General features: G+C 62.7%; 19 protein-coding genes. 4 read left to right on the forward strand and 15 right to left on the reverse strand.

The window, feature by feature from the left end; all coding sequences use genetic code 11:
• Positions 1-19: 19 nt before the first annotated feature.
• The 9 genes from BFX80_RS08560 to BFX80_RS08600 all read right to left on the reverse strand — a co-directional run bounded on the left by BFX80_RS08560 (position 20) and on the right by BFX80_RS08600 (position 11,255).
• Positions 20-1,552 (reverse strand): aldehyde dehydrogenase, encoded by a 1,533-nt coding sequence (locus BFX80_RS08560; RefSeq protein ID WP_084208582.1) that lies wholly within the window; start codon positions 1,550-1,552, stop codon positions 20-22.
• Entirely contained in the window at positions 1,549-2,895 is a 1,347-nt protein-coding gene (locus BFX80_RS08565; protein ID WP_084208583.1) for a Zn-dependent hydrolase, read from the reverse strand. The genes BFX80_RS08560 and BFX80_RS08565 overlap by 4 nt, the downstream gene beginning before the upstream one ends.
• 1 nt (position 2,896) lies before the next feature.
• Complete coding sequence (locus tag BFX80_RS08570) at positions 2,897-4,633, reverse strand: thiamine pyrophosphate-binding protein (RefSeq protein ID WP_084208584.1); 1,737 nt, start codon at positions 4,631-4,633, stop codon at positions 2,897-2,899.
• 108 nt (positions 4,634-4,741) lie between these two features.
• Positions 4,742-5,521: an aldolase/citrate lyase family protein gene (locus BFX80_RS08575; RefSeq protein ID WP_084208585.1), complete on the reverse strand. Its 780-nt coding sequence runs from the start codon at positions 5,519-5,521 to the stop codon at positions 4,742-4,744.
• 3 nt (positions 5,522-5,524) lie between these two features.
• A complete protein-coding gene (locus BFX80_RS08580; protein WP_084208586.1) occupies positions 5,525-6,814 on the reverse strand; it encodes a TRAP transporter large permease in 1,290 nt (429 codons plus the stop codon).
• Positions 6,811-7,404 carry a TRAP transporter small permease gene (locus tag BFX80_RS08585; RefSeq protein ID WP_240499722.1) on the reverse strand — a complete coding sequence of 198 codons (594 nt, stop codon included), beginning with the start codon at positions 7,402-7,404 and terminating at the stop codon, positions 6,811-6,813. Before BFX80_RS08585 ends, BFX80_RS08580 begins: the two co-directional genes overlap by 4 nt.
• Positions 7,405-7,406: 2 nt before the next feature.
• Complete coding sequence (locus BFX80_RS08590; protein ID WP_084208587.1) at positions 7,407-8,399, reverse strand: TRAP transporter substrate-binding protein; 993 nt, start codon at positions 8,397-8,399, stop codon at positions 7,407-7,409.
• 354 nt (positions 8,400-8,753) lie between these two features.
• Complete coding sequence (locus BFX80_RS08595) at positions 8,754-10,061, reverse strand: O-acetylhomoserine aminocarboxypropyltransferase/cysteine synthase family protein (protein ID WP_084209700.1); 1,308 nt, start codon at positions 10,059-10,061, stop codon at positions 8,754-8,756.
• Between the two features lie 189 nt (positions 10,062-10,250).
• Positions 10,251-11,255, reverse strand: coding sequence for a helix-turn-helix transcriptional regulator (locus BFX80_RS08600; protein WP_084208588.1), 1,005 nt, complete (start codon positions 11,253-11,255; stop codon positions 10,251-10,253).
• 141 nt (positions 11,256-11,396) lie between these two features.
• Here BFX80_RS08600 and BFX80_RS08605 point away from each other — a divergent pair, with 141 nt between their 5' ends.
• Positions 11,397-13,568, forward strand: coding sequence for a TonB-dependent siderophore receptor (locus BFX80_RS08605; RefSeq protein ID WP_084208589.1), 2,172 nt, complete (start codon positions 11,397-11,399; stop codon positions 13,566-13,568).
• 155 nt (positions 13,569-13,723) lie between these two features.
• Complete coding sequence (locus BFX80_RS08610) at positions 13,724-14,599, forward strand: alpha/beta hydrolase (protein ID WP_167593003.1); 876 nt, start codon at positions 13,724-13,726, stop codon at positions 14,597-14,599.
• 142 nt (positions 14,600-14,741) lie between these two features.
• Here BFX80_RS08610 and madM read toward each other — a convergent pair whose 3' ends face one another.
• The 4 genes from madM to BFX80_RS08630 all read right to left on the reverse strand — a co-directional run bounded on the left by madM (position 14,742) and on the right by BFX80_RS08630 (position 19,425).
• Complete coding sequence (gene madM / locus BFX80_RS08615; RefSeq protein ID WP_084208591.1) at positions 14,742-15,503, reverse strand: malonate transporter subunit MadM; 762 nt, start codon at positions 15,501-15,503, stop codon at positions 14,742-14,744.
• A 10-nt stretch (positions 15,504-15,513) separates the two neighbouring features.
• Positions 15,514-15,987: a malonate transporter subunit MadL gene (gene madL, locus BFX80_RS08620; RefSeq protein ID WP_077376063.1), complete on the reverse strand. Its 474-nt coding sequence runs from the start codon at positions 15,985-15,987 to the stop codon at positions 15,514-15,516.
• A 270-nt stretch (positions 15,988-16,257) separates the two neighbouring features.
• Positions 16,258-17,817: a malonate--CoA ligase gene (locus BFX80_RS08625; RefSeq protein WP_084208592.1), complete on the reverse strand. Its 1,560-nt coding sequence runs from the start codon at positions 17,815-17,817 to the stop codon at positions 16,258-16,260.
• A gap of 132 nt (positions 17,818-17,949) precedes the next feature.
• Positions 17,950-19,425, reverse strand: a complete 1,476-nt coding sequence (locus BFX80_RS08630) for a malonyl-CoA decarboxylase (RefSeq protein ID WP_205632775.1) — start codon at positions 19,423-19,425, stop codon at positions 17,950-17,952.
• Positions 19,426-19,851: 426 nt separating this feature from the next.
• On the opposite strand from BFX80_RS08630, the gene BFX80_RS08635 reads away from it, so the two are divergent.
• Together BFX80_RS08635 and BFX80_RS08640 are read left to right on the forward strand one after the other, a co-directional pair.
• Positions 19,852-20,517 carry a GntR family transcriptional regulator gene (locus BFX80_RS08635; RefSeq protein ID WP_084208594.1) on the forward strand — a complete coding sequence of 222 codons (666 nt, stop codon included), beginning with the start codon at positions 19,852-19,854 and terminating at the stop codon, positions 20,515-20,517.
• Positions 20,518-20,690: 173 nt separating this feature from the next.
• Positions 20,691-21,398, forward strand: a complete 708-nt coding sequence (locus BFX80_RS08640) for a hypothetical protein (protein WP_157109463.1) — start codon at positions 20,691-20,693, stop codon at positions 21,396-21,398.
• 263 nt (positions 21,399-21,661) lie between these two features.
• On the opposite strand, the gene BFX80_RS08645 is transcribed toward BFX80_RS08640, so the two are convergent.
• Both BFX80_RS08645 and BFX80_RS08650 read right to left on the reverse strand, forming a co-directional pair.
• On the reverse strand, positions 21,662-21,865 hold the full coding sequence (locus BFX80_RS08645; protein WP_205632755.1) for a glutaredoxin family protein: 204 nt from the start codon (positions 21,863-21,865) through the stop codon (positions 21,662-21,664).
• A 189-nt stretch (positions 21,866-22,054) separates the two neighbouring features.
• Positions 22,055-23,728: a GMC family oxidoreductase gene (locus BFX80_RS08650; RefSeq protein ID WP_084208597.1), complete on the reverse strand. Its 1,674-nt coding sequence runs from the start codon at positions 23,726-23,728 to the stop codon at positions 22,055-22,057.
• Between the last annotated feature and the right edge of the window lie 12 nt (positions 23,729-23,740).

Below are 23,740 nucleotides of genomic sequence, written 5' to 3' on the forward strand. Positions count from 1 at the left end.
TCGAGGGCCGACCGACAGCTCAATAGGCCAGATTGATCCAGGTGGTCTTCAGGTCGGAGTACTTGTCCAGCGCGTGCAGTGACTTGTCACGCCCGAATCCGGACTGCTTGACGCCACCGAAGGGCACGCTGATATCGCCATCGGCGTAGCAGTTGACCCACACCAGCCCCGCCTTCAAACGCCGCGAGACACGATGGGCACGCGCCAGATCCCGCGTCCACAGCCCAGCGCCCAGCCCGTAGATGGAATCATTGGCCAGTTCGATGGCTTCTTCCTCGCCGTTGAAGCGGGTCACGCCCAGCACCGGGCCGAAGATTTCCTCGCGCATCACGGTGCTGTTCTGGCCGCCTTCCACGATGGTCGGCTCCAGATACCAGCCGCCGGAGGTGGCGTCGCTGGGGGCGATGGCGCGGCCGCCCTGATGCAGCGTCATGCCTTCCGAGAGCGCCGTCTCGACGAAGCCGAGCACCTTCTCGTGGTGGTCCGCGCTGACCAGTGCGCCCATGCGCGTGGCCGGATCGAGCGGATCACCGGCCGGCATGGCGCGGGCGCAGGCGATCAGGCGCGGCATGAAGTCATCGAAGATGGCCTCATCGACATACAGGCGGGAGCCAGCGATGCAGACTTCGCCCTGATTGATGAAGATGGCGTCTGCCGCAGCGCGTGCGGCCATGTCGAGATCCGGGCAATCGGCGAACACGATATGCGGCGACTTGCCGCCACACTCCAGCCACACCCGCTTCAAGTTGGAGTCGCTGGCGTAGCGCATGAAGCGCTTGCCGGTGGCGGTGGAGCCGGTGAAGGCCAGCGCATCGACTTCCATGTGCAGGCCAAGCGCCTGGCCCGCCACCGCGCCCAGCCCCGGCGTGACGTTGAAGACGCCCGCTGGAAGGCCGGCTTCATCGGCGAGTGCCGCCAGACGCAGCGCGCTCAGGCTTGAGGATTCGGCCGGCTTGAGTACCACGCTATTGCCCAGCGCCAGCGCCGGGGCGAACTTCCAGGAGGCGATCATCAGCGGGAAGTTCCACGGCACCACCGCTGCGACCACGCCCAGCGCTTCACGGGTAATGGTGGCGTGCACGTTCTCGCCGGTGGGCGCGATCTCGTCGTAATGCTTGTCGATGGCCTCGGCATACCAGGCCACCGAGCGCGCGGTTTCCGCCAGATCAAAGCCCAGGCTGTCGCCGATCGGCTTGCCCATCTCCAGTGTCTGCAGCAGCGCCAGCTCTTCGGCATGCTCGCGGATCAGCTGGGCAAAGCGTTGCAGAACGGCCTTGCGCGCCTGGGGTGACTGGCGCGACCACACGCCGGAGTCGAAGGCACGCCGCGCCGCCATCACGGCGCGGTCGATGTCCTGCTCGGTGCAGGCGGTGACATGCGCCAGTACGTCGCCGGTGGCCGGATTCCAGGCCGGGAAGGTATCGCAGCCGGTGCTTTCCACATAGGCACCGTCAATGAAGGCACGGGTCTCGAAGGTCAGCGCTGCCGCGCGCTGCTGCCAGTCGGCATGGGTCAGCGGGGCGGCAGTGGTCGAAGCAGTGGCAGTGCTCATTGGGCGTTCTCCGCGGTCGTGGTGTTGGCGCTGTCGGCGAGAGAGCCGCGGCTGACGACACCGGCGCGCTTGAGCATCGCCAGCAGCAGCACGTTGGCGCCGGCTTCGAGATCGGCAGGCTCGGCGTTCTCGCTCTCGTTGTGACTGATGCCGTCCTCGCAGGGCACGAAGATCATCGCCACCGGATTGATGCCGGCGATCTGCACGGCGTCGTGACCGGCACCGGTTTCCATGTCGCGGATGCTGAGGTTCAGTTCCTGACTTGCACTGCGCACCATCTCGATCAGTTCCGGCGCGAAGGGCGTCGGCGGAATGTGCTGCACTTCGATCAGCTCGATGTCCACGCGTTGCTTGTCGCTCTGGTTGGCGGCGTGATGCTTGAGGCACAGCGCCTTGAGCTGGTCGTGCATCTCGGCCATTACCGCCGGTTCCAGGTGGCGCAGGTCGACACTGAAGCGCACCTGGCCTGGAATCACGTTGCGCGAGTTGGGATGCACATTGAATTCGCCACAGGTGACGCGACCGTTGGGCTGGTAGTCATCGGCCAGCGTCAGGATGTCGCTGACCAGCGCGCAGGCGGTCTTGAGCGCATCGCGACGGTAGGGCATCGGCGTCGGGCCGGCGTGGGCTTCCTGACCGCTGACCACCACGTCGAACCAGTGCAGGCCGAGGGAGCCGGTGACGGCCCCGATGGTGATCTCCTCCTGCTCGAGTACCGGGCCCTGCTCGATGTGCGCCTCGAAATAGGCGCCGAAATCATGGCTGCCCACCGCCACGTCGCCGGCATAGCCGGTGCGCTCAAGCGACGCGGCAACGCTGTCGCCGTCACGGTCGGTGGCAGCCAGTGCCTTCTCCAGCGGGATCAGGCCCGCATGCACGCCGGACCCCATCATCACCGGCACGAAGCGGCTGCCTTCCTCGTTGGTCCAGATCACCACTTCCAGCGGCGCTTCGGTCTCGATGCCGTGTTCATCCAGCACGCGCATGACTTCCAGGCCAGCCAGCACGCCGAAGCAGCCGTCGAACTTGCCGCCGGTGGGCTGGGTGTCGATGTGGCTGCCGGTGGCGATCGGCGGCAGGCTGTCATCGCGGCCCGGACGACGGGCGAAGATGTTGCCGATCTCGTCGACGCGCAGCGTCAGGCCAGCGGCCTCCAGCCAGCCGGTAACCAGCTCGCGGCCGGCGCGGTCTTCTTCGGTGAGTGCCAGACGGCAGTTGCCGCCCTTGGGCGTCGCGCCGATCTCGGCCAGTGTCATCAGCGCGTCCCACAGACGCTTGCCATCGACGCGCAGGGCGAGGGAGTCCAGTACGTCTTGAGTCGCTTGAGTTGAGGATGTGCTCATGTCAGATACCTGCCTTGTCGTTGCGTGTCAGGGCGTCTTCGCGGATGCCGCTCAGCAGCTTGCCCGGGGCAATGCCGTCCGGGTCATAACGCAGCTCGATCAGGGCCGGCAGATGCTCGCGGTCGGCGAATTCCAGCGCGCGCGTGAAGCTCGCCTCGAAGTCCTCGTCCTTCTCCACCACCTGACCCAGGCCGCCGTAGGCGGTGACCAGCGCGGCGAAGTCCGGGTTGGTGAAGGTCAGGGCGATCTCACGGCCCGGGAAGTCGTTTTCCTGGTGGGCGCGGATGGTGCCCCACATGCCGTTGTTGAACACCAGCACCACGATGCCGAGGCGGTACTGCAGTGCCACGCCCAGTTCCTGCAGATTCATCTGGAAGCAGCCATCACCGGCGTAGCAGACGGCGGGGCGTTCCGGGAATTCGAGCTTGCTGGAAATGGCGGCGGGCAGGCCGTAACCCATGGAACCGACGGTCGGGGCCAGCGAGCTGCCCAGGCCACGGAAGCGCACATAGCGGTGGGCGTAGAGCGCGTAGTTGCCGGCGCCGACGCTGATGCAGCCCTTGCCATCGAGGATGCGGTCGACGGTCAGGCTGACCTTGTCCAGGCTCAGCGGGCCCGGCGACGGCTGTTCCTCAAGCGTGGCCAGATAGGCGGCGCGCGCCTCGCGGGTGATGCCGGACCAGCGCGGCGTGCTGTCCGGTGACAGGGTGGAGAGCGCCAGCGCGAAGCCGTTGACGTCGGTATTGATGGCCAGCGTCGGCTGATAGACACGCCCCAGCTCTTCCGGGTCGGCGTAGACATGCACCAGCTTCTGGGTCGGCACCGGTGACTGCATCCAGCTATAGCCTTCGCTGGTGGCTTCGCCGATACGGGTACCGACGGCGATCACCAGGTCACTCTCGACCAGCTGCTGGCGCAGCTCGGCGTGCATGCCCATGCCGACGTGACCGGCGAATTGCGGCAGTTCGGCATTGACACATTCCAGACGGCGCCAGGCGACGCCGGTGGGGATGTCGAAGCGCTGGGCGAAGCCTTCCAGCGCGACCTGGGCGTCGCGGGTCCAGCCGCTGCCGCCGACCAGCAGGAAGGGGCGCTCGGCGCTGGCGAGCAGGCCCTTGAGCTCATCCAGCTGCGGCTGTCCCGGATAGGTCATCAGGCGCGGGTGCGGCTTGACGTCCGCGACCTGCGCCTCGCCCCACAGGGTGTCTTCCGGCAGTGCCAGCACCACCGGCCCTGGACGACCGCTGCGCGCCACCTGATAGGCGCGGGCGATGTATTCCGGAATGCGCGAGGTGTCGTCGATCTGCGCGACCCACTTGGTCATCTCGCCGAACATGCGGCGGTAATCGATTTCCTGGAAGGCTTCGCGCTCGATGAAGTCGCCACCGACCTGACCGATGAACAGGATCATCGGCGTGGAATCCTGATAGGCGGTGTGCACGGCGATGGAGGCGTTGGTGGCGCCCGGGCCACGCGTGACGAAGCACACGCCCGGCTCGTTGGTCAGCTTGCCGTAGGCTTCGGCCATGTAGCCCGCGCCACTTTCCTGGCGGCAGACGATGGGGTCGATGGCGCCCTTGTGCTCATTGAGTGCATCGATGCACGGCAGGTAGCTTTCGCCGGGCACCAGGAAGACACGCTTGGTGCCGTGCAGTCGGATCTGGTCGACGAGGATCTGCCCGCCATTGCGCAGCGGCAGAGTGGATTCGTGAGTGTAGGTGTCAGCGGCCTGAGTCATGGGAAGGTTCTCGTTGTGGTTGCGTAAGGTGAATAGGCTGTCGGTGCAATAAAAGCTGTCAGAGCGAAAGAGGCTGTCAGAGCGAAAGAGGGTGCCGGAGCGATGTCGTCAGCGGCGCAGTCGGTGACTGTCTGCGGGCATCAGGTCGTAGAGCGCTTCGAGCTGATCGGGGTGGATGACACACCGCGCATGCAGTCCCTGCTGGTTGGCCCAGTGCTGGTCGGTGCCCAGTCCGTGCTGCCAGCGCCACGGACCATCGATGGCCAGTCGCTGATGTGTCCTGCAGGCCACGGCCAGTCGCTGGCGCCACGGCTTGAGTGTCTCGGTGATGGTGGCGGCGGGCTGGTCCGGCATCAGGCCCAGATCCGTGGCCAGGTCCCCGGTACCGATCAGTGCTCCCAGCAGGCGTGGCGTGTCATCGCCCGCGGCGAGCAGTTCCTCGGCGGCCAGCAGTCCGGCCTGGCTTTCCAGCGTCGCGACGCTCTTCAGACTGCCCGCGGGCAGGGCATGCAGGCGTTCCTGCTCGGCGAGCGCCTCATCCAGTGCGGCCAGCTGACTGCGCTGCTCGACGGCGGGCAGAAAGACCGCGGCAGGTGTGCCGGCCAGTTCGCCCAGTGCGGTCTGCATCAGCGCGGCCAGCTCCTCGCGTCCACCCTGCTCCAGCAGGTTCAGGCGTACCGCCGGCCACAGATGCAGGCGACGGGCACGTCTGGCGAACTCGGCGAAGCGACTGATCGCCAGTGCACGGCCTTCGGGGGCGGTGAATTCCTCGAGATCGACCACGATGGCATCGGCACCGCTGGTGAGCGCGGCTTCCAGTCGTGCGGCGTCATCCCCGGGCACGAACAGCCAGCGCTGCGGGAGGGGCTGAGTGGCAAGAGAGGTCATCGCTCAGCCCTCCATCAGGTTGGGCAGGAACAGCACGAGTTCCGGGATGAAGGTGATCAGCATCAGTACGGTCAGCATCGCGCCCAGCATCAGGCCCAGCGGACGCAGCGAGTCGCTGACGTTGATCCCGGCGATGCGACACGCGGCCATCAGGTCGATCCCCAGCGGCGGCGTGTTGGCGCCGATGGCCAGATTGACGGTCAGCAGCACCCCGAAGTGCACCGGGCTGATGCCGTATTGCGCCAGCAGCGGCATCACGATGGGCGTCACGATGATGATGATCGCCACGCTTTCCATGAAGGAGCCCAGCACCAGCAGCACGGCGGTCAGCAGCAGCAGGACGCTGATGCGGCTGTCGGTGAATTCGCCGATCAACTGGGCGATGGCCTGCGGCACCTGCTCGTAGGTCAGACCCCAGGCGAACATGCCGGCCGCGCCGATGATCAGCAGGATGGCGCCGGTGGTCTCGGCGGTCGCGCGGACGCTGTCCAGAAAGCCCTGCCAGGTGAGGCTGCGATAGACACAGGTACCGATGATGATGGCGTAGAGAATCGCGGAGGCGGCGGCCTCGGTGGGCGTGAACACCCCGAAGCGGATACCGCCGATGATCATCACCGGCACCATCAGCGCCGGCATGGCACTGAGCAGCGCGCGGCGACGCTCGCCGGGCACACGGGCCGCGACACCGCCCGACCAGCCATGCTTGCGTGACAGGTAGAGGGCGACGCCGACCAGCGCGACCGTCAGCATCAGGCCGGGGATGATGCCGCCCATGAACAGCTGGCCCACCGAGGTATTGGAGGTGGTGCCGTAGACGATCATCACGATGCTGGGCGGAATCACGGTGCCGATGGAGCTGGCGGTGCCGACCAGCGCACTGCTGAAGCCCTTGTCATAGCCATTGCGGGCCATGGTGGGCAGCAGCATGCTGCCGATGGCGATCACGTCCGCCACACCGGAACCCGACAGCGCGCCGAACATCATGCAGGCGAGCACCGCGACCACCGCCAGGCCGCCGCGGATATCACCGACCATCGCCATGCACAGGCGTACCAGGCGCTCAGTGAGGCCAGCGCGGTTCATCAACTGGGCGGCGAGCACGAACAGCGGAATCGCCAGCAGGGTGAAGCTTTCCATTCCGGCCACGAATTGCTGCGCCGAGACCATCATGGGCGCGGCACCGAAGGCCAGCAGGTAGAAGAGGGCCGACATCAACAGCGCGAAGGCGATGGGAATGTCGATGAGGATGCCGAGCGCGAATACGCCGAGCAGAGCCAGGGCGCCGAGAGTCATGGGGCATCTCCTTGGCGAGAGGAAGCGTTGTCAGGCGCAGTGGCATCCGTCTCGTGAACCTCGGCTCCGATGGCCGAAGGGCTCAACAGATGCTCAAGCTGGATCAGAGCCATCGCGGTGCAGCACAGCGGCACGGACAGGTAGACGATGCCGGCGGGAATCTGCAGCGCGGTGGTGGTCTGGCGCATCGTGATGGCGCTCAGGTCCATGCCTGCCTTGGCCAGCAACAGCAGCATGATCAGGATCATCGCGTCAGTGATGCGTCCGGTGATGCGCTGGACACGCACCGAGCGCACCAGCAGCGGCAGCAGGCCCGCACTCAGGTGAGTGCGGTTGCGGGTGCAGGACACCGCGGCCAGCAATGTCGTCCAGACCAGCACCAGCTGCGGCAATTCCTCTGCCCAGTGCGGCGGCTGACCCATCACCCAGCGCATGAAGACCGTCCAGATCACCAATGCCGACAGCGCGGCGACTCCGCTGGCTGCCAGGGCCAGACAGCCCCGGCAGCACCAACGTGAGAGAGTGATCATCAAGGTGCGCACGGCGCACAGCACTGCCAGCGGTTTGACGGAGGGAGCGGCGGAAGACATCGTCACTCGCCCTTGCGGTATTGCTCGACCAGGCCCATCAGCTCAGGCCCGAAGACGTCGGCGTAATCAGCCCACACACCCTGCACCTTGGCATTGAAGGGCGCGGTATCGACCTCGTTGACCTGCATGCCGGCTTCTTCCAGCTTGGCGACCAGCTCGGCGTCATCCTTCTGGGTCATCGCGCGCTGCTTGTCACGCCATTCGTCGGCGCTCTTCTGCACAGCGGCCTGATCCTGCTCGGAGAGCTGATTCCAGGTGAAGTTGGAGATGGTCAGGCACGCGGGTGCCCAGACGTGACCGGTAAGGGAGACGTAGTCCTGCACTTCGCTGAACGAGGAGGAATAGATGATGGCCAGCGGGTTTTCCTGGGCATCGAACACGCCCTGCTGCAACGCGGAGTAGAGCTCACCGAAGGACAGCGGTGCCGGGCTTGAACCCAGCGCGGTGAAGGTGTCCAGACGCATCTTGTCCGGCGTGACGCGAATCTTGAGGCCCGCGAGGTCTTCCGGGCTGGTGATGGGGCCGCGATTGTTGGTGACGTGACGGAAGCCGTTCTCCCACCACGACAGGATCTTCATGTTGTGCTCGTCGGCGATGTCCTCGAGCGCATCGCCCAGCTTGCCGTCATAGGCGGCGTAGGCGTGTTCGCGGTCCGGCCAGGAGTAGGGCAGTTCGACGATGCCGAATCGCGCATCCAGCGGCTGGAAGGAACCACAGCCGATCACGCCGGCCGGCACGCTGCCGATCTGCATGCCTTCGACGACGGTCTTCTCATTACCGAGCTGGCCACTGGGGAAGACCTGGAAATTGACGCGGCCCTCGGTCGCCTCGGCGACATCCTTGGCGAAGCCTTCCGCCGCGATGTTCCAGCTATGGGTCGGCGCCAGCACGTGGCCGAGCTTGATATCCTGAGCCTGGGCGGCGCTCAGCGGCAGGGCACAGGCCGCCGTGATGGCAGCAGTCAGCAGGGCAGGCTTCAGCGGGACGGATTTCATCGGGACACCTCTTGGAGTTGTTATGGTCGTGACAGGCGTCTCTGTGTACGCCTTGACCCAAGAGTGTGTTCTGCTCGTGTATTTCGGTAGTTGCGAATTCTTATTCTTGGTATTAATCAGATTTATGATGGGTCTGGATGTCCCGCCCACCTGACCGCCCAGTTCTTTTATATACCGTTATCTTCTTTGGTACCCATTTCAGTTCCGGCAAGCCTGAGAGAAGCAGCAGTCATCGGGACACGCAATGCAAGGCGCCCGCGAAGAGGCATGTCTTCGCGGGCGCTGATGTGTCGCTGAGGCGGCCTGGTTGGCGCCTGAATGGCGCCTGACTGTCGTTTAAGAGCCGCGCTCGCGTCAGGCCACCGCCTTGTCCAGCGCCTGGCTGACATCGGCGATGATGTCGTCGATATGCTCGATCCCCACCGAGATGCGAATCAGGTCAGCCGAGACCCCGGCCATGGCGAGTTCTTCCTCGTTGAGCTGGCGGTGGGTGGTGGAGGCCGGGTGGCAGGCCAGCGACTTGGCATCGCCGATATTCACCAGGCGCAGAATCATCTGCAGCGCATCGATGAACTTGCCGCCGGCGATACGCCCGGCTTCGGCCTGATCAGCCCCTGTCGCGTCCGTCTTGATGCCGAAACTGATGATGCCGGAGGCCTTGCCGCCGGTGATCTTCTGGCAGGTGGCGTGATAGGGGCTGTCCGGCAGGGCGCCGTAATTGACCCAGCTGACGCTCGGGTGCTGCTGAAGGTATTCGGCCAGCGCGAGCGCATTGCTGCAGTGGCGTTCCATGCGCAGGGCGAGTGTCTCCAGCCCCTGCAGCAGCAGGAAGGCACTGTGCGGGGCGAGCGCGGCGCCGGTATTGCGCAGCGGTACCACGCGACAGCGACCGATATAGGCGGCCGGGCCGAAGGCTTCGGTGTATACGACGCCGTGATAGGAGGGGTCTGGCTCGTTGAGGATCGGGAAGCGGTCCTTGTGGGCGACCCAGTCGAACTTGCCGGAATCGATGATGATGCCGCCCACGGTGGTGCCGTGGCCGCCGATGTACTTGGTCAGCGAGTGGATCACGATATCGGCGCCGTGATCGAAGGCGCGACACAGCACCGGGGTGGCCACGGTGTTGTCGACGATCAGCGGCACGCCATGCCTGTGGGCGATCTCGGCCAGACGCTCGAGATCGACGATGTTGCCGGCAGGATTGCCGATGGACTCGCAGAACACCGCTTTGGTCTTGTCATCGATCAGCGCTTCGAGTGCGGCGAAATCATCAAAGGCCGCCATGCGCACCTCGACCCCCTGACGCGGCAGGCTGTGGGCGAACAGGTTGTAGGTGCCGCCATACAGCTGGCTGGTGCTGACGATGTTGTCACCGACTTCCACCAGCGCCTGGATGGCATAGGTGATCGCCGCCATGCCGGAGGACACCGCCAGCGCCGCGATCCCGCCTTCGACGGCGGCCATGCGCTGCTCCAGCACGTCATTGGTCGGGTTCATGATGCGGGTATAGATGTTGCCCGGCACCTTGAGATCGAACAGGTCCGCGCCGTGCTGGGTGTCGTCGAAGGTGTAGGAGGTGGTCTGGTAGATCGGCACCGCCGCCGCCTTGGTGGTGGCTTCCGAGGTGTAGCCGTGATGCAGGGCGAGCGATTCCAGCTTCATGTTGTCGACTGACATGGCAGTGTCCTTGTGCGAGAGCGTGGCGAAGATCTTGTTGTGGGGTGCGGTTTTGGTGCGTGCCGTTTCATGCGAGCCGTGTGCCGTTCAGGTCCTGCCGCAATCGGCAGGCATGGCGCGGGCCGCGATGCCGCTCAACATTAGCAACGGGGCATCTCCAGGTCCATGCGTCGTTCACGCCGTCACGACAGGCCGCTGGCTGGGCGGCACGCCGAACTGGCGACGAAAGGCGGTGGCGAAATTGGCCGCGCTGCGATACCCCGCCATCTCGGCGGCGGCCTCCACCGTGACATTGCGGTCCTGCAGCAGGTGCGCCGCGCGGAGCAACTGCCGCCGCCTCAGGTCCCTCGCCATGGTCTGGCCGTAGGCGTCGCGATAGCGGCGCTGCAACTGGCGCACGCTCATGCCCAGCCGGGCGGCGATCTCTGCCTGACTCAGATAGGCCACTTCCCCGCTGGAGATCCAGTCCTCGAGCCTCGCCTGCCACTCTGACGTGCCCTGCAGGCGGCGCTGTGCGCTGTCATCCGCCTGGGGCGGTCTGGCCGCCAGGCACTCGCTGATCACCTCAAGCGCCACTGACTCGATGCCGAGTCTAAGCGCCAGCGTGCCCGGCCGTTGGCGACTGAATTCCTCCAGGCGCTCGACCAGACGCGCAGACGGCTGCCAATGGTAATGCGCCAGATGCCGCGCCTCGGGCATCACCTCGCTGGCGCTTGAGATCCCCAGATGCCACGTCAGCCAGGCTGGCGTCAGCGTCAGGATGGCGCTGTGCTCATAAGCCCCCTTGGGGCTTTGCAGCCGGAATTCGGTGGGCTCATCGAGGGCGATGCACAGCGCTCGGCCCGGCTTCAGCGCATGGCGCTGTGGCCCGAAACTGACCCTGGGCTCGCCACGCCATACCACGGCGATCTTCAGCGATGGCTCGATGCGGGAGCGAATCATCAGATCCGCCCGCTTGCGGATGCGGTTGAGGCGCATGAACAGGCCCGGCTGCACTTCCTGCAGGTGCATGTTGCCGATCAGCGCGCCATCGGCTGACTGGCCCTCGGCGGGCTGGCATTGGTGGTCGCTGGTCAGTGCCCGCGCCATGCGGTGCACGTGATCGAGCTCGATGATCCGGTGGCGTGCGCCTGCCGAGGTGTGAGAGCTGGCGAGGCCGGGAGGGGGTGTAAGGCTCATCTTGTCGCACCTGCAAACATCAGGGAGGGTTCCGCAAAGGTTTTTGTCGTCATGGAGTGCCAAAATGCCCCGTCAGTCACACAGATGCAAATAATTATCATTAGTAGCGATAGCCAGAGACACAAGAGGCAAGGGGACACGATGAACAAGGTGACGGTACGGGGACGCGGTCTGTGCGGGGCAGGCACGCGTCGCTTGATGATCGGGGCGGGCGTGGTGCTGGTCAGTCTGCCGGCACAGGCGGAAGACGCGACGATGGTGCTGGATACCCAGCGGGTGACGGGGCTGCGCCTGTATGACATGGCGTCCAGTGAGCAGAGCGGCGGCTACAGCGTTGACGCTGCCACGGTGGGCTCGAAGGTACCGGCCTCGCTGCGCGACATTCCGCAGTCGGTGAGCGTGGTGACCCATGATGCCATCGAGGACCAGAACTTCATCACGCTGGATCAGCTGGCGGCACGTACGCCAGGCGTGCGGGTGCTGAACAATGACAGCGGTCGCTCGTCGATCTTCGCGCGCGGCTATGAATACGATGCCTACAGCATCGATGGGCTGTCCGCGCCGATGTCGAGTCTGACGGGCTCGGTGCCATCCCTGACTGCCATCGACCGGGTCGAGGTCATGCGTGGGCCATCCGGTCTGTTCAACAGCACCAGTGAGCTGGGCGGGGTCATCAATCTGGTGCGCAAGCGCCCGACCGATACCTTCCAGGGCGCCATCAGCGGCAGCGTCGGTACGCTGGAAGACCGAAGCGTCAGTGTCGATCTCTCCGGGCCCATCGATGAGCAGGGCCGCATCCGTGGACGCCTGGTGACCCGCTCCACCGAGCAGGCGCAGTGGGTGGATGACAACGACAACACGCTGAATGATTTCTATGGCGCGCTGGAAGTCGACCTCGATGAGAACACCGAGCTGTCATTGGGGGTGATCCACAACACCAAGGACATCAGCGTCAATCAGGGTCAGCCGGTCGATGGTGACAACAACTTCACCTATGGCCGCCGTTCGGCATTCTACGGCGCGGACTGGAACAGCTTCGAGAGCGATGCCACCGATGTGATCGCCGAGCTGACCCACCGTTTCAGCTCACGCGGCTATGGTCGACTGGCGGCGCGCTACAGTGATCGCAATGCGGATTACGAGTACGCCTACAGTGGCTCGGCACTGAGCGATACCGGCGACTTGAGCAGTGTCGCGGGCTATGCCGGTTTCACCGATGAGACCTCGGTGAGCGTGGATGCCAGCTACACCCAGGGCTTCGATGCCTTCGGCAACCAGAACGAATTCGTGGTCGGGGTCGATTACAAGACATCGGACTCGGATACCACCGCGGCGCGCACCGGCAACCTGACCGGCTCCAGCGCCAGCATCAGCGAGCTGAACAACCTGGCCTATGTCGACATACTCGGCAATGCCCGGGATGGCGTGAGCGGCTACAGCCTGTCGCGCACCGAGACCACCCTGGAAGAGCAGGGCCTGTACGGCAAGGTGACACTGCGGCCCGTGGCACCGCTGGCAGTGATACTGGGCGCGCGCGTCAGCCAGTTCTCGGCCGAGACAGAAGACAAGCTCAATGGCGGCAGTAGCGACATGCAGGACACCGCCGTCACGCCCTATGGCGGACTCGTCTATGACCTGGACGCCGACCACTCCCTCTATGCCAGCTACTCCAGAGTCTTCGAGCCGCAGACCCGCGAAGGCGAGGATGGCGACCTGATCGACCCGCGCGAAGGCGAGCAATACGAGATCGGGATCAAGGGCAGCTATCTGGATGGCGCACTGAATGCGCGTATCAGTGGTTTCCAGTTGACCGACAATCACCGTGCTGCCTCCTCGACCGACGGTAGCGTCAGTTACTCGGTGGATTCCGGCAAGATGCGCATCACCGGTGCGGAGCTTGAACTGGCCGGCAACATCACGCCGCAGTGGGATGTCATCTTCGGCTACACCTACATGGATTCCGAGGTGCTGGAGGCCGGCAGCTCCGATGCACTGCTGATGCTGATGCCCAACAACATGGTCAATCTGTGGACCCAGTATCGCTTCGAGGGCAACCTGCTGGATGGCGTTTCCGTCGGTGCCGGGATGACGGCACTGAGCGATTTCGACAGCACCCAGGGCACCATCCAGGCACCGGGCTATGCGGTGTTCGATGCCATGCTCGGCTATCAGTTCACGCCCAAACTCAGTGGCCAGCTCAACGTTTACAATCTGTTCGATCGTGAATATTACGTGCGCGCCGGTTCCGCCAGTGTCTTCAACTTCGTGGGACGTCCGGCCAGCGCCGTCGCGACCCTCAAGTACGAGTTCTGAGCATGACACTCATCAAGGCGACAACGGCAGTGAGAGAAAGACAGGGACGTCCTTCTCGCGTTCGTCCACCGTTTCATGACCGATGGCACCACCGCTTGCACGACCGACTGCGAGGCTGGGGGCGCCGGTGGGTGATGGCAGGAGTGACGTCAGGCGTGCTGCTGTCATCAAGCCCCGTCATGAGCCACATGGGAGACGCCAGGGTGCTGCAGGGAACGACGACCGCATTCACGCAGCACTCATCCACCACGGGACATGACTACCTGATTCAGGTGGCGCTGCCGCAGATCGCACCGCCCGAGGGCGGCTATCCGGTACTGCTGGTGCTGGATGGCAATCGTCACCTGGATCTGTTCACGGCAGCGCGCGACATATTGGGACGCCGTGGATTTGACAAGGCGCCGTCAGACCTCGCCATCGTCGCGGTCGGTTATGCGGGGAGTGGCGGTCGCGGCCCTGACAGAGCCTTTATCTCTAAAGCACGCTTCAAGGATTTCACGCCACCGCTCACCACCGGCACGGCGCCAGAGGGTACCGGCGGTGGCGAGGATTTCCTCGCCTATCTGACCCAGGCTCTGCCGCCTGCACTGGCCTCACGCTATCCGCTCGATCTCGAGCGGCCTGCGCTGGTCGGCCACTCACTCGGCGGCCTGTTCGCGCTCCATGCCCAGCAGAAGGTGCCCGAGGCCTTCGGGGCCATCTTCGCGATCAGCCCTTCGCTGTGGTGGCGGCAGGAGAATGACCCGGCCAGCTGGCCGCTGCGTCTTGCCTGCTCCGAGGCGGCGGGCCCGGTGTACATCGCCGCTGGCGGGCGCGAGCAATCGCCGCAGCCCAGGCGACAGGACCCTGAACGGGACAGGCTGCGTGTCCAGCGCGCGATGATCGACAACGCACATGAGCATGCACGCCAGCTGCGCGAGCACTGTCCGCAGGTAGCCGTCCAGTGGCGACTGTTCGAGGGCGAAGACCACGGCAGCGTGATGTGGCCCGCCGCGCGGGCAGTGATGGAACGATTGATGAGGCCACGCTGATCGCGGATGCATGAGCTGAACAACGTAAGCAGTGAAATGGAGTAGAGAGTGAAAGCAAACGGCGGCATCAGCATGGGACATTCTTCGTCCTAGCTGATGCCGCCGTCGTTTTGCTTCAGGGCTGCTTGTGTCAGAGCAGCGCTTACATCACCGCACGTACCGCGAGGAACAGCACGGTCGGGGCGAGCAGGATGCCCAGGCCGGTGTAGAAGGTGGCGGTCATCGCGCCGTAGGGAACCAAGCGGGCATCGGTGGCGGCAAGGCCCGCCGCGACACCGCTGGTGGTGCCGATCAGGCCACCGAAGATCATCGCGGAGCGCGGATTGTCGAGCCCGATCAGGCGCGCCGTCATCGGCGTGGCCACCATGGTCAGGATCGACTTCACCAGGCCGGCGGCGATCGACAGCGCGACCACTTCGGAGCTGGCCCCGAGCGTGGCACCGGTGACCGGGCCGACGATATAGGTGACCGCGCCCGCACCGATGGTGGTGATATCGACAGGATCGGTATAGCCGAAGGCGATGGCGACACCACCACCGGCGACGAAGGAGATCAGCACGCCGACGAACAGCGCGATGACACCCCGAAAGCCGGTCTGACGGATTTCCTTGAGATTGACCCCGTAGGCGGTGGCGATGATCGCGAGATCACGCAGCATGCCGCCCCCCATCAGGCCCAGCCCCGAGAACAGCGTGACATCCGAGAGCCCCTTGCTGCCGCCGGTGGTCGCGCCACCCACGTAGGCCAGCACCAGGCCGAGGATGATGGCGATGGCGGAGCCGTGCAGCTTGCCGCGTGTCAGGTTGTTGCTGATCCAGTAGGCGACATACATCGCCAGTCCGATCACGGCGAAGGCAGCGACCAGATGATACTTGTCGAACAGGTGGACGAGTGACTCGATCATGGGTCAGCCCTCAGTGTTTGTGAGCAGGAGTGGGGGAGGCATGGCGACTGCGATCCAGCACCGGGGCGCCTGTCGTCACTGAGGTTCTGGGGCGGTTCTCGTCGGGCAGGGGAGCCTCTTCCAGTGCGGTTTCCGGCCGCTTGCCGGTCAGCAGGGGCACCAGTGCAAGCCCCAGCACCACCGCCAGCACGCCCGCGACCAGCGCGACCATGCCGCCGCTGAAGGCCGCGACCACGTTCTGGCTGGCGGCCATCGCGACCACGATGGGGATGTACATCGCGTTCCAGAAATTGATGCCGCTGGAGGTGCTGTCGGCCATCTTGCCGCGGTCCTTCAGCACACCGGTGATGAAGATGAGCAGCAGCATGGCGATGCCGACACCGCCGAGATTGGAATCGATATTGAGCATTTCTCCGAGCAGATCACCGATCACGAGACCGGCCATCATGCACCCTGCCAGCAGGGCAACTCCGTAGATCACCATGGCGTATTACCTTCTTGTTGTTGTGGTGAAGTGGTGGTGAAGCAGTGTGGCGTCTTGTCGTCTATCTGATGTGTGTCATCTCATTCGTGTCATTCATCACGTCCATCCAGGCTGGCGAGCCTGTCTTTCCGTGTCTTGTGTCTGACTATCGGGCGTTCCTTGCCTGTCCTTGCAAGGAATCGGGGTGAGTGAACCCACCGACATGACGTGATGGCGTCACGCCATGCCGGTGGCACGAAGGTGTCGGGTGTCAGGCCTGACAGTGGTGGCTCAGCCGTGTGAGCGGGCCGGCTCAGGGGCAAACAGCTGTGCATATTCCTCGCGCAGCTGTTTCTTCTGCACCTTGCCCATCACGTTGCGCGGCAGGCCATCGATGAAGAACACGCGCTTGGGCTGCTTGTAGCGGGCGAGCTTGTCGCTGAGGGCGGCAAGCACCGCCGCTTCATCGAGACTGCCCTGGTGGCCGGCCTGCATGACCACCACCGCGCAGACACCTTCGCCGAAGTCCGGGTGGGGCACGCCGAACACCGCCGATTCGTTGACGCCGGGCATGTCATCGATCAGCAGCTCCACCTCCTTCGGGTAGATGTTGTAGCCGCCGGAGATGATCAGGTCCTTGTCACGGCCGCTGATGCACAGGTAGCCATCGGCATCGATATGACCGAGATCCCCGGTGATGAAGAAGCCATCCTCGCGGAACTCGCTGGCGGTCTTCTCCGGCATCTTCCAGTAGCCCTTGAAGACGTTGGCACCGCGCACCTCGATCAGCCCTGTCTCGCCACGCGGCAAGGTGGCACCTGTCTCGCGGTCGGTGATGCGGACTTCGCTGCCGGGCAGCGCCATGCCCACCGTGCCGGGACGCCGCTCGCCGTCGTAGGGGTTGGAGGTGTTCATGTTGGTCTCGGTCATCCCGTAGCGCTCGAGAATCGCGTGGCCGGTGCGTGCGCTGAATTCGCTGTGGGTCTCGCTGAGCAGCGGCGCTGAGCCCGAGACGAACAGCCGCATGCCGGCGGTCGTCTCGCGATTGAGGCGCTCGGATTCCAGCAGGCGGGTGTAGAAGGTCGGCACGCCCATCAGCACGCTGGAGCGTGCCATCAGATCCAGAATCTGCTCGGCATCGAACTTCGGCAGGAAGGTCATCGAGGCGCCCACCGTCAGCACGATGTTGCAGGCCACGAACAGGCCGTGGGTATGGAAGATGGGCAGGGCGTGGATCAGATGGTCATCACGGGTGAAGCGCCAGGTCTCGGCCAGCGCCTGACAGTTGGAGGCCAGATTGGCGTGGGTCAGCATCGCGCCCTTGCTGCGCCCGGTGGTGCCGGAGGTATAGAGGATGGCAGCGAGGTCATCGGCGGCGCGCGGCTCGACCTCGTAACTTGCGCTGCACTGACGCGCCTGCTTCATCAGAGTGCCGTCCTGCTCGGTGCCCAGGCTCTCGACACGCGGCACATCACATTCCTTGCCCAGCGCGCGTGCCGTCTCCAGCACCTTGGGCTGGCAGACGTACAGGTGCGGGCCGGCGTCGCCCAGGAAGTAGCGGATCTCCTCGCCGGTGTAGGCGGTATTCAGCGGCAGATAGACCGCGCCGACCTGCAGGCAGGCCAGATACAGGATGACGGTCTCGCAGCTCTTGTCGATCTGCACCGCGACGCGGTCGCCCGGTGTCACGCCCAGCTCGCGAAGTGCGGTGGCCATCTGACCGGCGGCGCTGCGTGCCTCGGCGAAGGTGTAGCCGTGGCCTTCGACGGTATCGAGGAAGGTGGCATCCGGGCGCTCATCGAAGTTGCGCGCGAATTGCAGATAGAGGTTGGCGTGGTTGGCGTGAGGCATCGTTGGCTCCAATGGCGTTGTTCTTGTAATGAGGCGTTGTCTTGTCATGAGCCTTGTCTTGTCATGAGGCGTTGACGCAAGGCGACGTTCTGATCAGGCGTGCTCCGGCAGGTGGCGTGCCTGCCGAGTGGCTCATTCTTCGAGTGACGGCGCTGGCTTGCTGTCGCTGGCATCCTTGGTCGATCTGGTCGCGGGCGACTGCTCGGATGCTTTTGATGGCAGTGGCGAACTGGACAGGGTATCGCTTTCCTTCCTGGCCTCGCGCTTCGGCGCCTTGGCCAGCTCCTTGTTGGCTTTCGACTCCTTTTTCACCTCACTGCTGCACACCACGCTGTCGTTGCGGCTGAAGGCCTCGTGGTTCTGCTCGATGCGGTGCGGCTCATAGAGGTAGTTGACCATCAGGCCGTGGGCCTGCTGGCGGCCATTGGGGGAGGTGTCACCCGGCCAGTTGAGGCGATGCAGGCTGGCACCGTTGCCGAGGTGGAAGCGGGCGACCGGGTCCATCGGCTGGCCGCTGCGGTGCTTGACGTTGACCAGGTAATGGGCGGCGAGGGCGCGCAGTTCCGCTGCCATCTTCTGCTGGGCCTCCTCGTCATTCATCCAGTCGTCGTGCTGCAGGTGATGGGCCAGCAGCTCGGAGACTTCCAGGCCTTCCTCATCACGCGCGCGTGTCAGCCACTGACTGAAACCGGGCACCGGCGAGAGGGTGACGAAGCGGCTCAGATTGGGCAGTTCGCGTTGCAGCTCCTGCACCACCTGCTTGATCAGGAAGTTGCCGAACGAGATGCCTTTCAGGCCCTTCTGGCAATTGCTGATGCTGTAGAAGACGGCGGTGTCCGCCTCGCGTTCGGTGGTCTGGCCGCTGTTGGCGAGCAGATGCTGGATGTTGTTGGGCACGCCCTTGCACAGCGCCACCTCGACGAAGATCAGCGGCTCATCGCCGATGGCCGGGTGGAAGAAGGCGTAGCAGCGGCGGTCCTCGGGGTCGAGACGTCCGCGCAGGTCGCTCCAATCCTGAATGGCGTGCACCGCCTCGTAGCGGATGATCTTCTCCAGCACCGCCGCGGGGGTGTTCCAGTCGATGGCCTCCAGCATCAGGAAGCCGCGATTGAACCAGGAGGCGAACAGATGCGCGAAGTCGGCATCCAGCGGCTTCAATTCCGGATGCTGCTTGATGAGCTTGAGCAGGTCGGCACGCATGCGCACGATTTCATAGGTGCCGCCGGGGCACAGGTTCAGGCGGCGCAGCAACGATTGGCGTCTGGGTTCACTGGCGGCGAACAGCGCACTGAGATTGGCGTTGTCCGGGGAGTCGCGATAGGCCGCGTAGGCAGCGTGGATACGGTCTTCATCGGCGGCGTAGTGCTCGGCCAGCAGCTGGAAGAAGGCGAGACGCTGCTCGTGATCCAGCTGCTGATAATCCTCCAGCGCCCGCTGGGCCATCATGATGCGCGAGGCTTCACCGCTGCTCTCGGTGAGGTTGTGGCAGCTCTCGGTCAGGCGGGCGAGGGCGGTGTCTTCATTGCCGGCGCCGGGCGAGAGGCCAACCTGCTGACGGGCACGCTGGCCGACATGGGTCAGCAGATCCTGCAGAAAACTCAGATTGATGTTCATGGCGGTTCCTCAAGGCGCGGGACGAAGCGACGTGTTCACTGCTCAAGCTCTCAGTATGGCGTCTGAGGCTTAAATATTTGCGTCGCCTTGTTGTATACAACAGATAGGCGCATCGTGTGGTAGCGTCAAGGAATCCCATGCATGACTAGACTAAAGTCAGTTTCCTGCACGGCCACTTCCCTGTTCAATGAAGGCAGGAGAGCGAGGGCAAAATGCTGTGAGAACGGCGTGGTGCTGGGCGGGGTTGCGGTGAATCAATGACGGCTCATCAAGCATCATCGCAATGACGAGGCCATCGCGCTCGAGCTTGCAGGCTCTCGAGCTCTCAGGCTCTTCAGTGTTCCAGCGCTCAGGCTCAGAGGGATTCAAGGGCCGCTTTCGAGAGAAGCGCCGTCAGGCCACAGTACAAGGACGACGATGATGATCAAGATGTCTCATGCGCAACGCCTGCGAGACCTGCTGGAAGATGCCATCGTCGAAGGGCGCTTCCCGCCGGGCACCAAGCTCGACCCCGAAGCGCTGGGCCGCGAGTATCAGTGTTCCCGCACGCCGATCCGCGAGGCGCTGCAGCAGCTGGCGGCCTCCGGCATGGTGAAGGTGGTGCCCAAGCGCGGCACCTTCGTGACGCAGCTGGGCGTCTCGGAGCTGGTGGAACGCTTTGAAGTCATGGCGGAACTGGAAGCCATGTGCGGCCGACTCGCCGCGCGGCGCATCACCACGCAGGAGCTTTCGGAACTCAAGGACGCCCACGCCGCCTGCCGAGAACGCCTGGAAGCCGACGACGCCAATGGCTACTACTACGAGAACGGCCTCTTTCATCACTGTCTCTACCGCGCCAGCCACAACGCCTTCCTCACCGAAGAAGCCACGCGACTGCACGCCATCCTCAAGCCCTATCGCCGCCTGCAACTTCACGTCCGCCACCGCATGCACAGCTCCTACGCCGAACACGAAGCCATCGTCGCCGCCATCGAAGCCGGCGATGCCACTGCTGCCGAGCAAGCGCTGAAGGATCACGTGCATATCCAGGGGGAGAGATTCACCGATCTAGTGGCGAATATTGAGAGATTGCATGATTCTGCATAGTTTAGTAATTTGGTAATTGCTATTATAAGTGTTGCCCTTTGGGACGATATGAAATATGGTTTATATTTTATATTAAGGAAAATTTTAATATATTGGCTGAGTGCTTAGGTAGTTCGATCTCGTGATTACTTTTATCTTTCAAATTGATATGTTTGACCAGTGTGGAGGCTGATATGCCAAGATTAAAAAGGTCTGTTAGGTCTGCAATTCTATTTAATCTAAATAATGAGCACTTTTCAGAACATGATTTTAATGTTTCATTCTCTGAAGATGGAAATAGATTAGTTGAGGTTGTTTTCCTAGCGCTGCCAAAATACAGTTTCGTAATTGAAGAGTATACTGAAGGAAATATTTATGCCTTAGCAATGGGGGATAGTAAAGATTCTAGGAAGTATATTAGATCAGTAGAGATACCTGGGGATTATTATCATAAAGAAGCTAATAAGCATGAAGATGTCAATAAAGCGGTAGGTAGAGTTTATGATTGGATAATAAACTTAAGAGAAGACATCCTGCATTCGAAGGAAAAGAGTGACGCAGAGCTAAATGAAATGCTCGATAGTTTAGATGAAGCTATAGATGGTAAAGACTATGGCGAACATGAGTATTTTAGTGAAGCCGAAAAGGAAGAAATCTTTTCTCAACTTGACGAATTAAATAAGAGAATTCAAGAGCTTGAGAAGGAAAAGTATGTTGAACCTAGTAAGGTAAAAACAATAGAAGATGCAATTGAGAAAAGTAAAACTGAAGTTGATCAGTATCCTAAAGTCGTATGGTACAAAATAGCAGGTAAGAAATTAACTAGTTTGCTTTGGAACGTGATAAAAAATGATGAAGCGCAGCGTTTAGCTGCTGATGTATTTAGGCGACTCATGGGTTAATTGAGCTACTTGTTTGTAAGGAATCTGTAAGTAAATACTGTTTGTTGTAGTGAAAGGTAAAAAGTGTGGCATAGATAATCAATTTTGGTTTTTATGTTTATTTCTCTTCGGACCGTTTCGCGTTTTAATTTATTTTAGTGCAGGATGCTCTAATTATGAAAGTCTGAAGAGCATGTAATGTTTAAATCTACTGTGAAACCTACCCACCATAGCATTAGACAGGGTATATGCCGAGATACGCTGTACTGCTAAGAGCGCCTCACTCAACCCTTATACAACTGATTGAAGCCTTTCACGCTGAATCCCTTCAGGAACTGATCGCCAATCTTCAGGACAGGCACGCTGCGAAAGCCGGTCTTGGCGAATTCCTTCTGTCCCGCAGGGGATCTGACATCCACCAGGCGGAAGCCGATCTTCTGCTGCTCCAGATACTGCTTGGCTGTCTGGCAGTGAGGGCAATTCGCCATGCTGAAGAGTGACACCCGTTTCATTGCTGTTGCTCCCGTGTTGATCGATCCCGCGTGTTGTAGGCACCTGGCCTGAGGTGATGGCCTGAGGTGATGGCCTGAGACGCCGGCGGGCTATCATACCAGCCGTCGCTTTCTCTCTACACCAGCGCTTCGCGCATCAGCTCTCCACAATGCACTCCCAAAAGATCAGCCCTTGCGAGGGATATGGCTCATTGCATGTTCCGCCAGGGCGGTGATGGTCAGGCTGGGATTGACGCCCAGGTTGGCAGCGAGCATCGAGCTGTCACAGATCAGCATGTTGCGGTAATGGAAGACGCGGTTCTGGCCATCGCAGACGCCGTCCTCGGGGGAGGCCGCCATGGCGGCACCGCCCATGCAGTGCGCTGTGGTCGGGATGTTGAAGAGTATCTCGGGGATGCTGCTGCCGGGGATGGCGCCGATGGCCTTGGCGCCACGCGTGACGAAGTCATTCGCCTCGGGGATGAAGGTGGGAATGTGCTTGCCCTCGGTGACCAGCGCCTTGCGAAATGGCCAGTACCACAGGCGTTTGAGCGTCATGTCGAGGTGGCCCTCTGCCGTCTGCATGCACAGGAAGATGATGGTCTCCTTCGCGAAGCCCCACGGCAGCTGGAATCTCAGCGCGCGCAGTGGATTGGCAAGGAAGAGCTTCGCCATCGCGCTCAGCCAGGAAAAAGGGCGTGTCCAGCCGGGCTTGCCCCTGGCCATCGCGGTGAACAGCAGCCCCATGAAATCGGAGCCCGCCGGATAGCGCGTGGCTTCGATATGGGTGTGCTCATCGATATGGATGCCGGAGCCGATGGCGATGCCTCGGGACATGTCATCGCGACTTCCCGGCATGCGACAGCTGATCAAGGACTCCGCATTGGTGCGCACCCGCTTGCCCAGCGCATCCGAGAGGTTCGGCAATGCGCCCTTGTCCTTGAGGCGGAACAGCAACTCCTGGGTGCCGAGCGAGGAGCCAGCGAAGACGATGGACTGACAGGTGACACGGCGCTTTCCCAGACCAAGATAGAGCCCGGCAAAGGTGGAGGGCACCGTCGTCACCGCATAGCCATCGGCCCCATCCGTCTTGCCATTGAGCGGCACGACATCGATCACCTTGGTCTCGGCGTGCACCTGGGCACCGTGCTTCTCGGCCAGATACAGATAGTTCCTGTCGAGTGTGTTCTTGGCGCCATGGCGGCAACCCATCATGCAGCCACCGCAGCCGATGCAGCTTTTTCGTTCAGGCCCTTCGCCATCAAAGTAGGGGTCTGGATGGGGGCTACCGGCGTCGGGCGTGGCGCTTTCGCCCTCGGGGCCGAAGAAGATGCCGACCTCGGTGGGGTACCAGGTGTCCTCACAGCCGGCGACCGCTGCCATGCGTTTCAGGGCGTCATCCGCCGGTGCGATGATCCGATTGGTCGTCACGCCGAGCATCTTCTGCGCCGTGGCGTAGTGCTCTGGCATCACCGCATGCCAGTCATTGAGCCCCGCCCACTGGCCGTTGTCCCAGACCTTGTCAGGCGGCACCAGCAGTGTCTGCGCATAGGTGATGGAGCCGCCGCCCACCGCGTTGCCATGCAACACGATGACGTGACGGAAGAAGCTCATGGTGAAGAAGCCGCGCAACCCCGGCATCGGCCGCCACAGCCAACGGCTCAGACGCCAGTTGGAGCGCGGCATGTTGTCCGGCGTCCAGCGCTTGCCCTGTTCCATGACCGCCACGCGATAACCTTTCTCGGTCAGGCGATGCGCGCACACCGAGCCGCCAAAGCCCGAGCCGACGATCAGGTAGTCGTGGTCGTGCTCGTGCTCTTGTGGCGCAGTGGCACTGGCGTGGCGATCAGCGGTAGTCATCGATAGTCATCG

It is taken from the genome of Cobetia marina (genome assembly GCF_001720485.1).
GTDB classification, from domain to species: domain Bacteria; phylum Pseudomonadota; class Gammaproteobacteria; order Pseudomonadales; family Halomonadaceae; genus Cobetia; species Cobetia marina.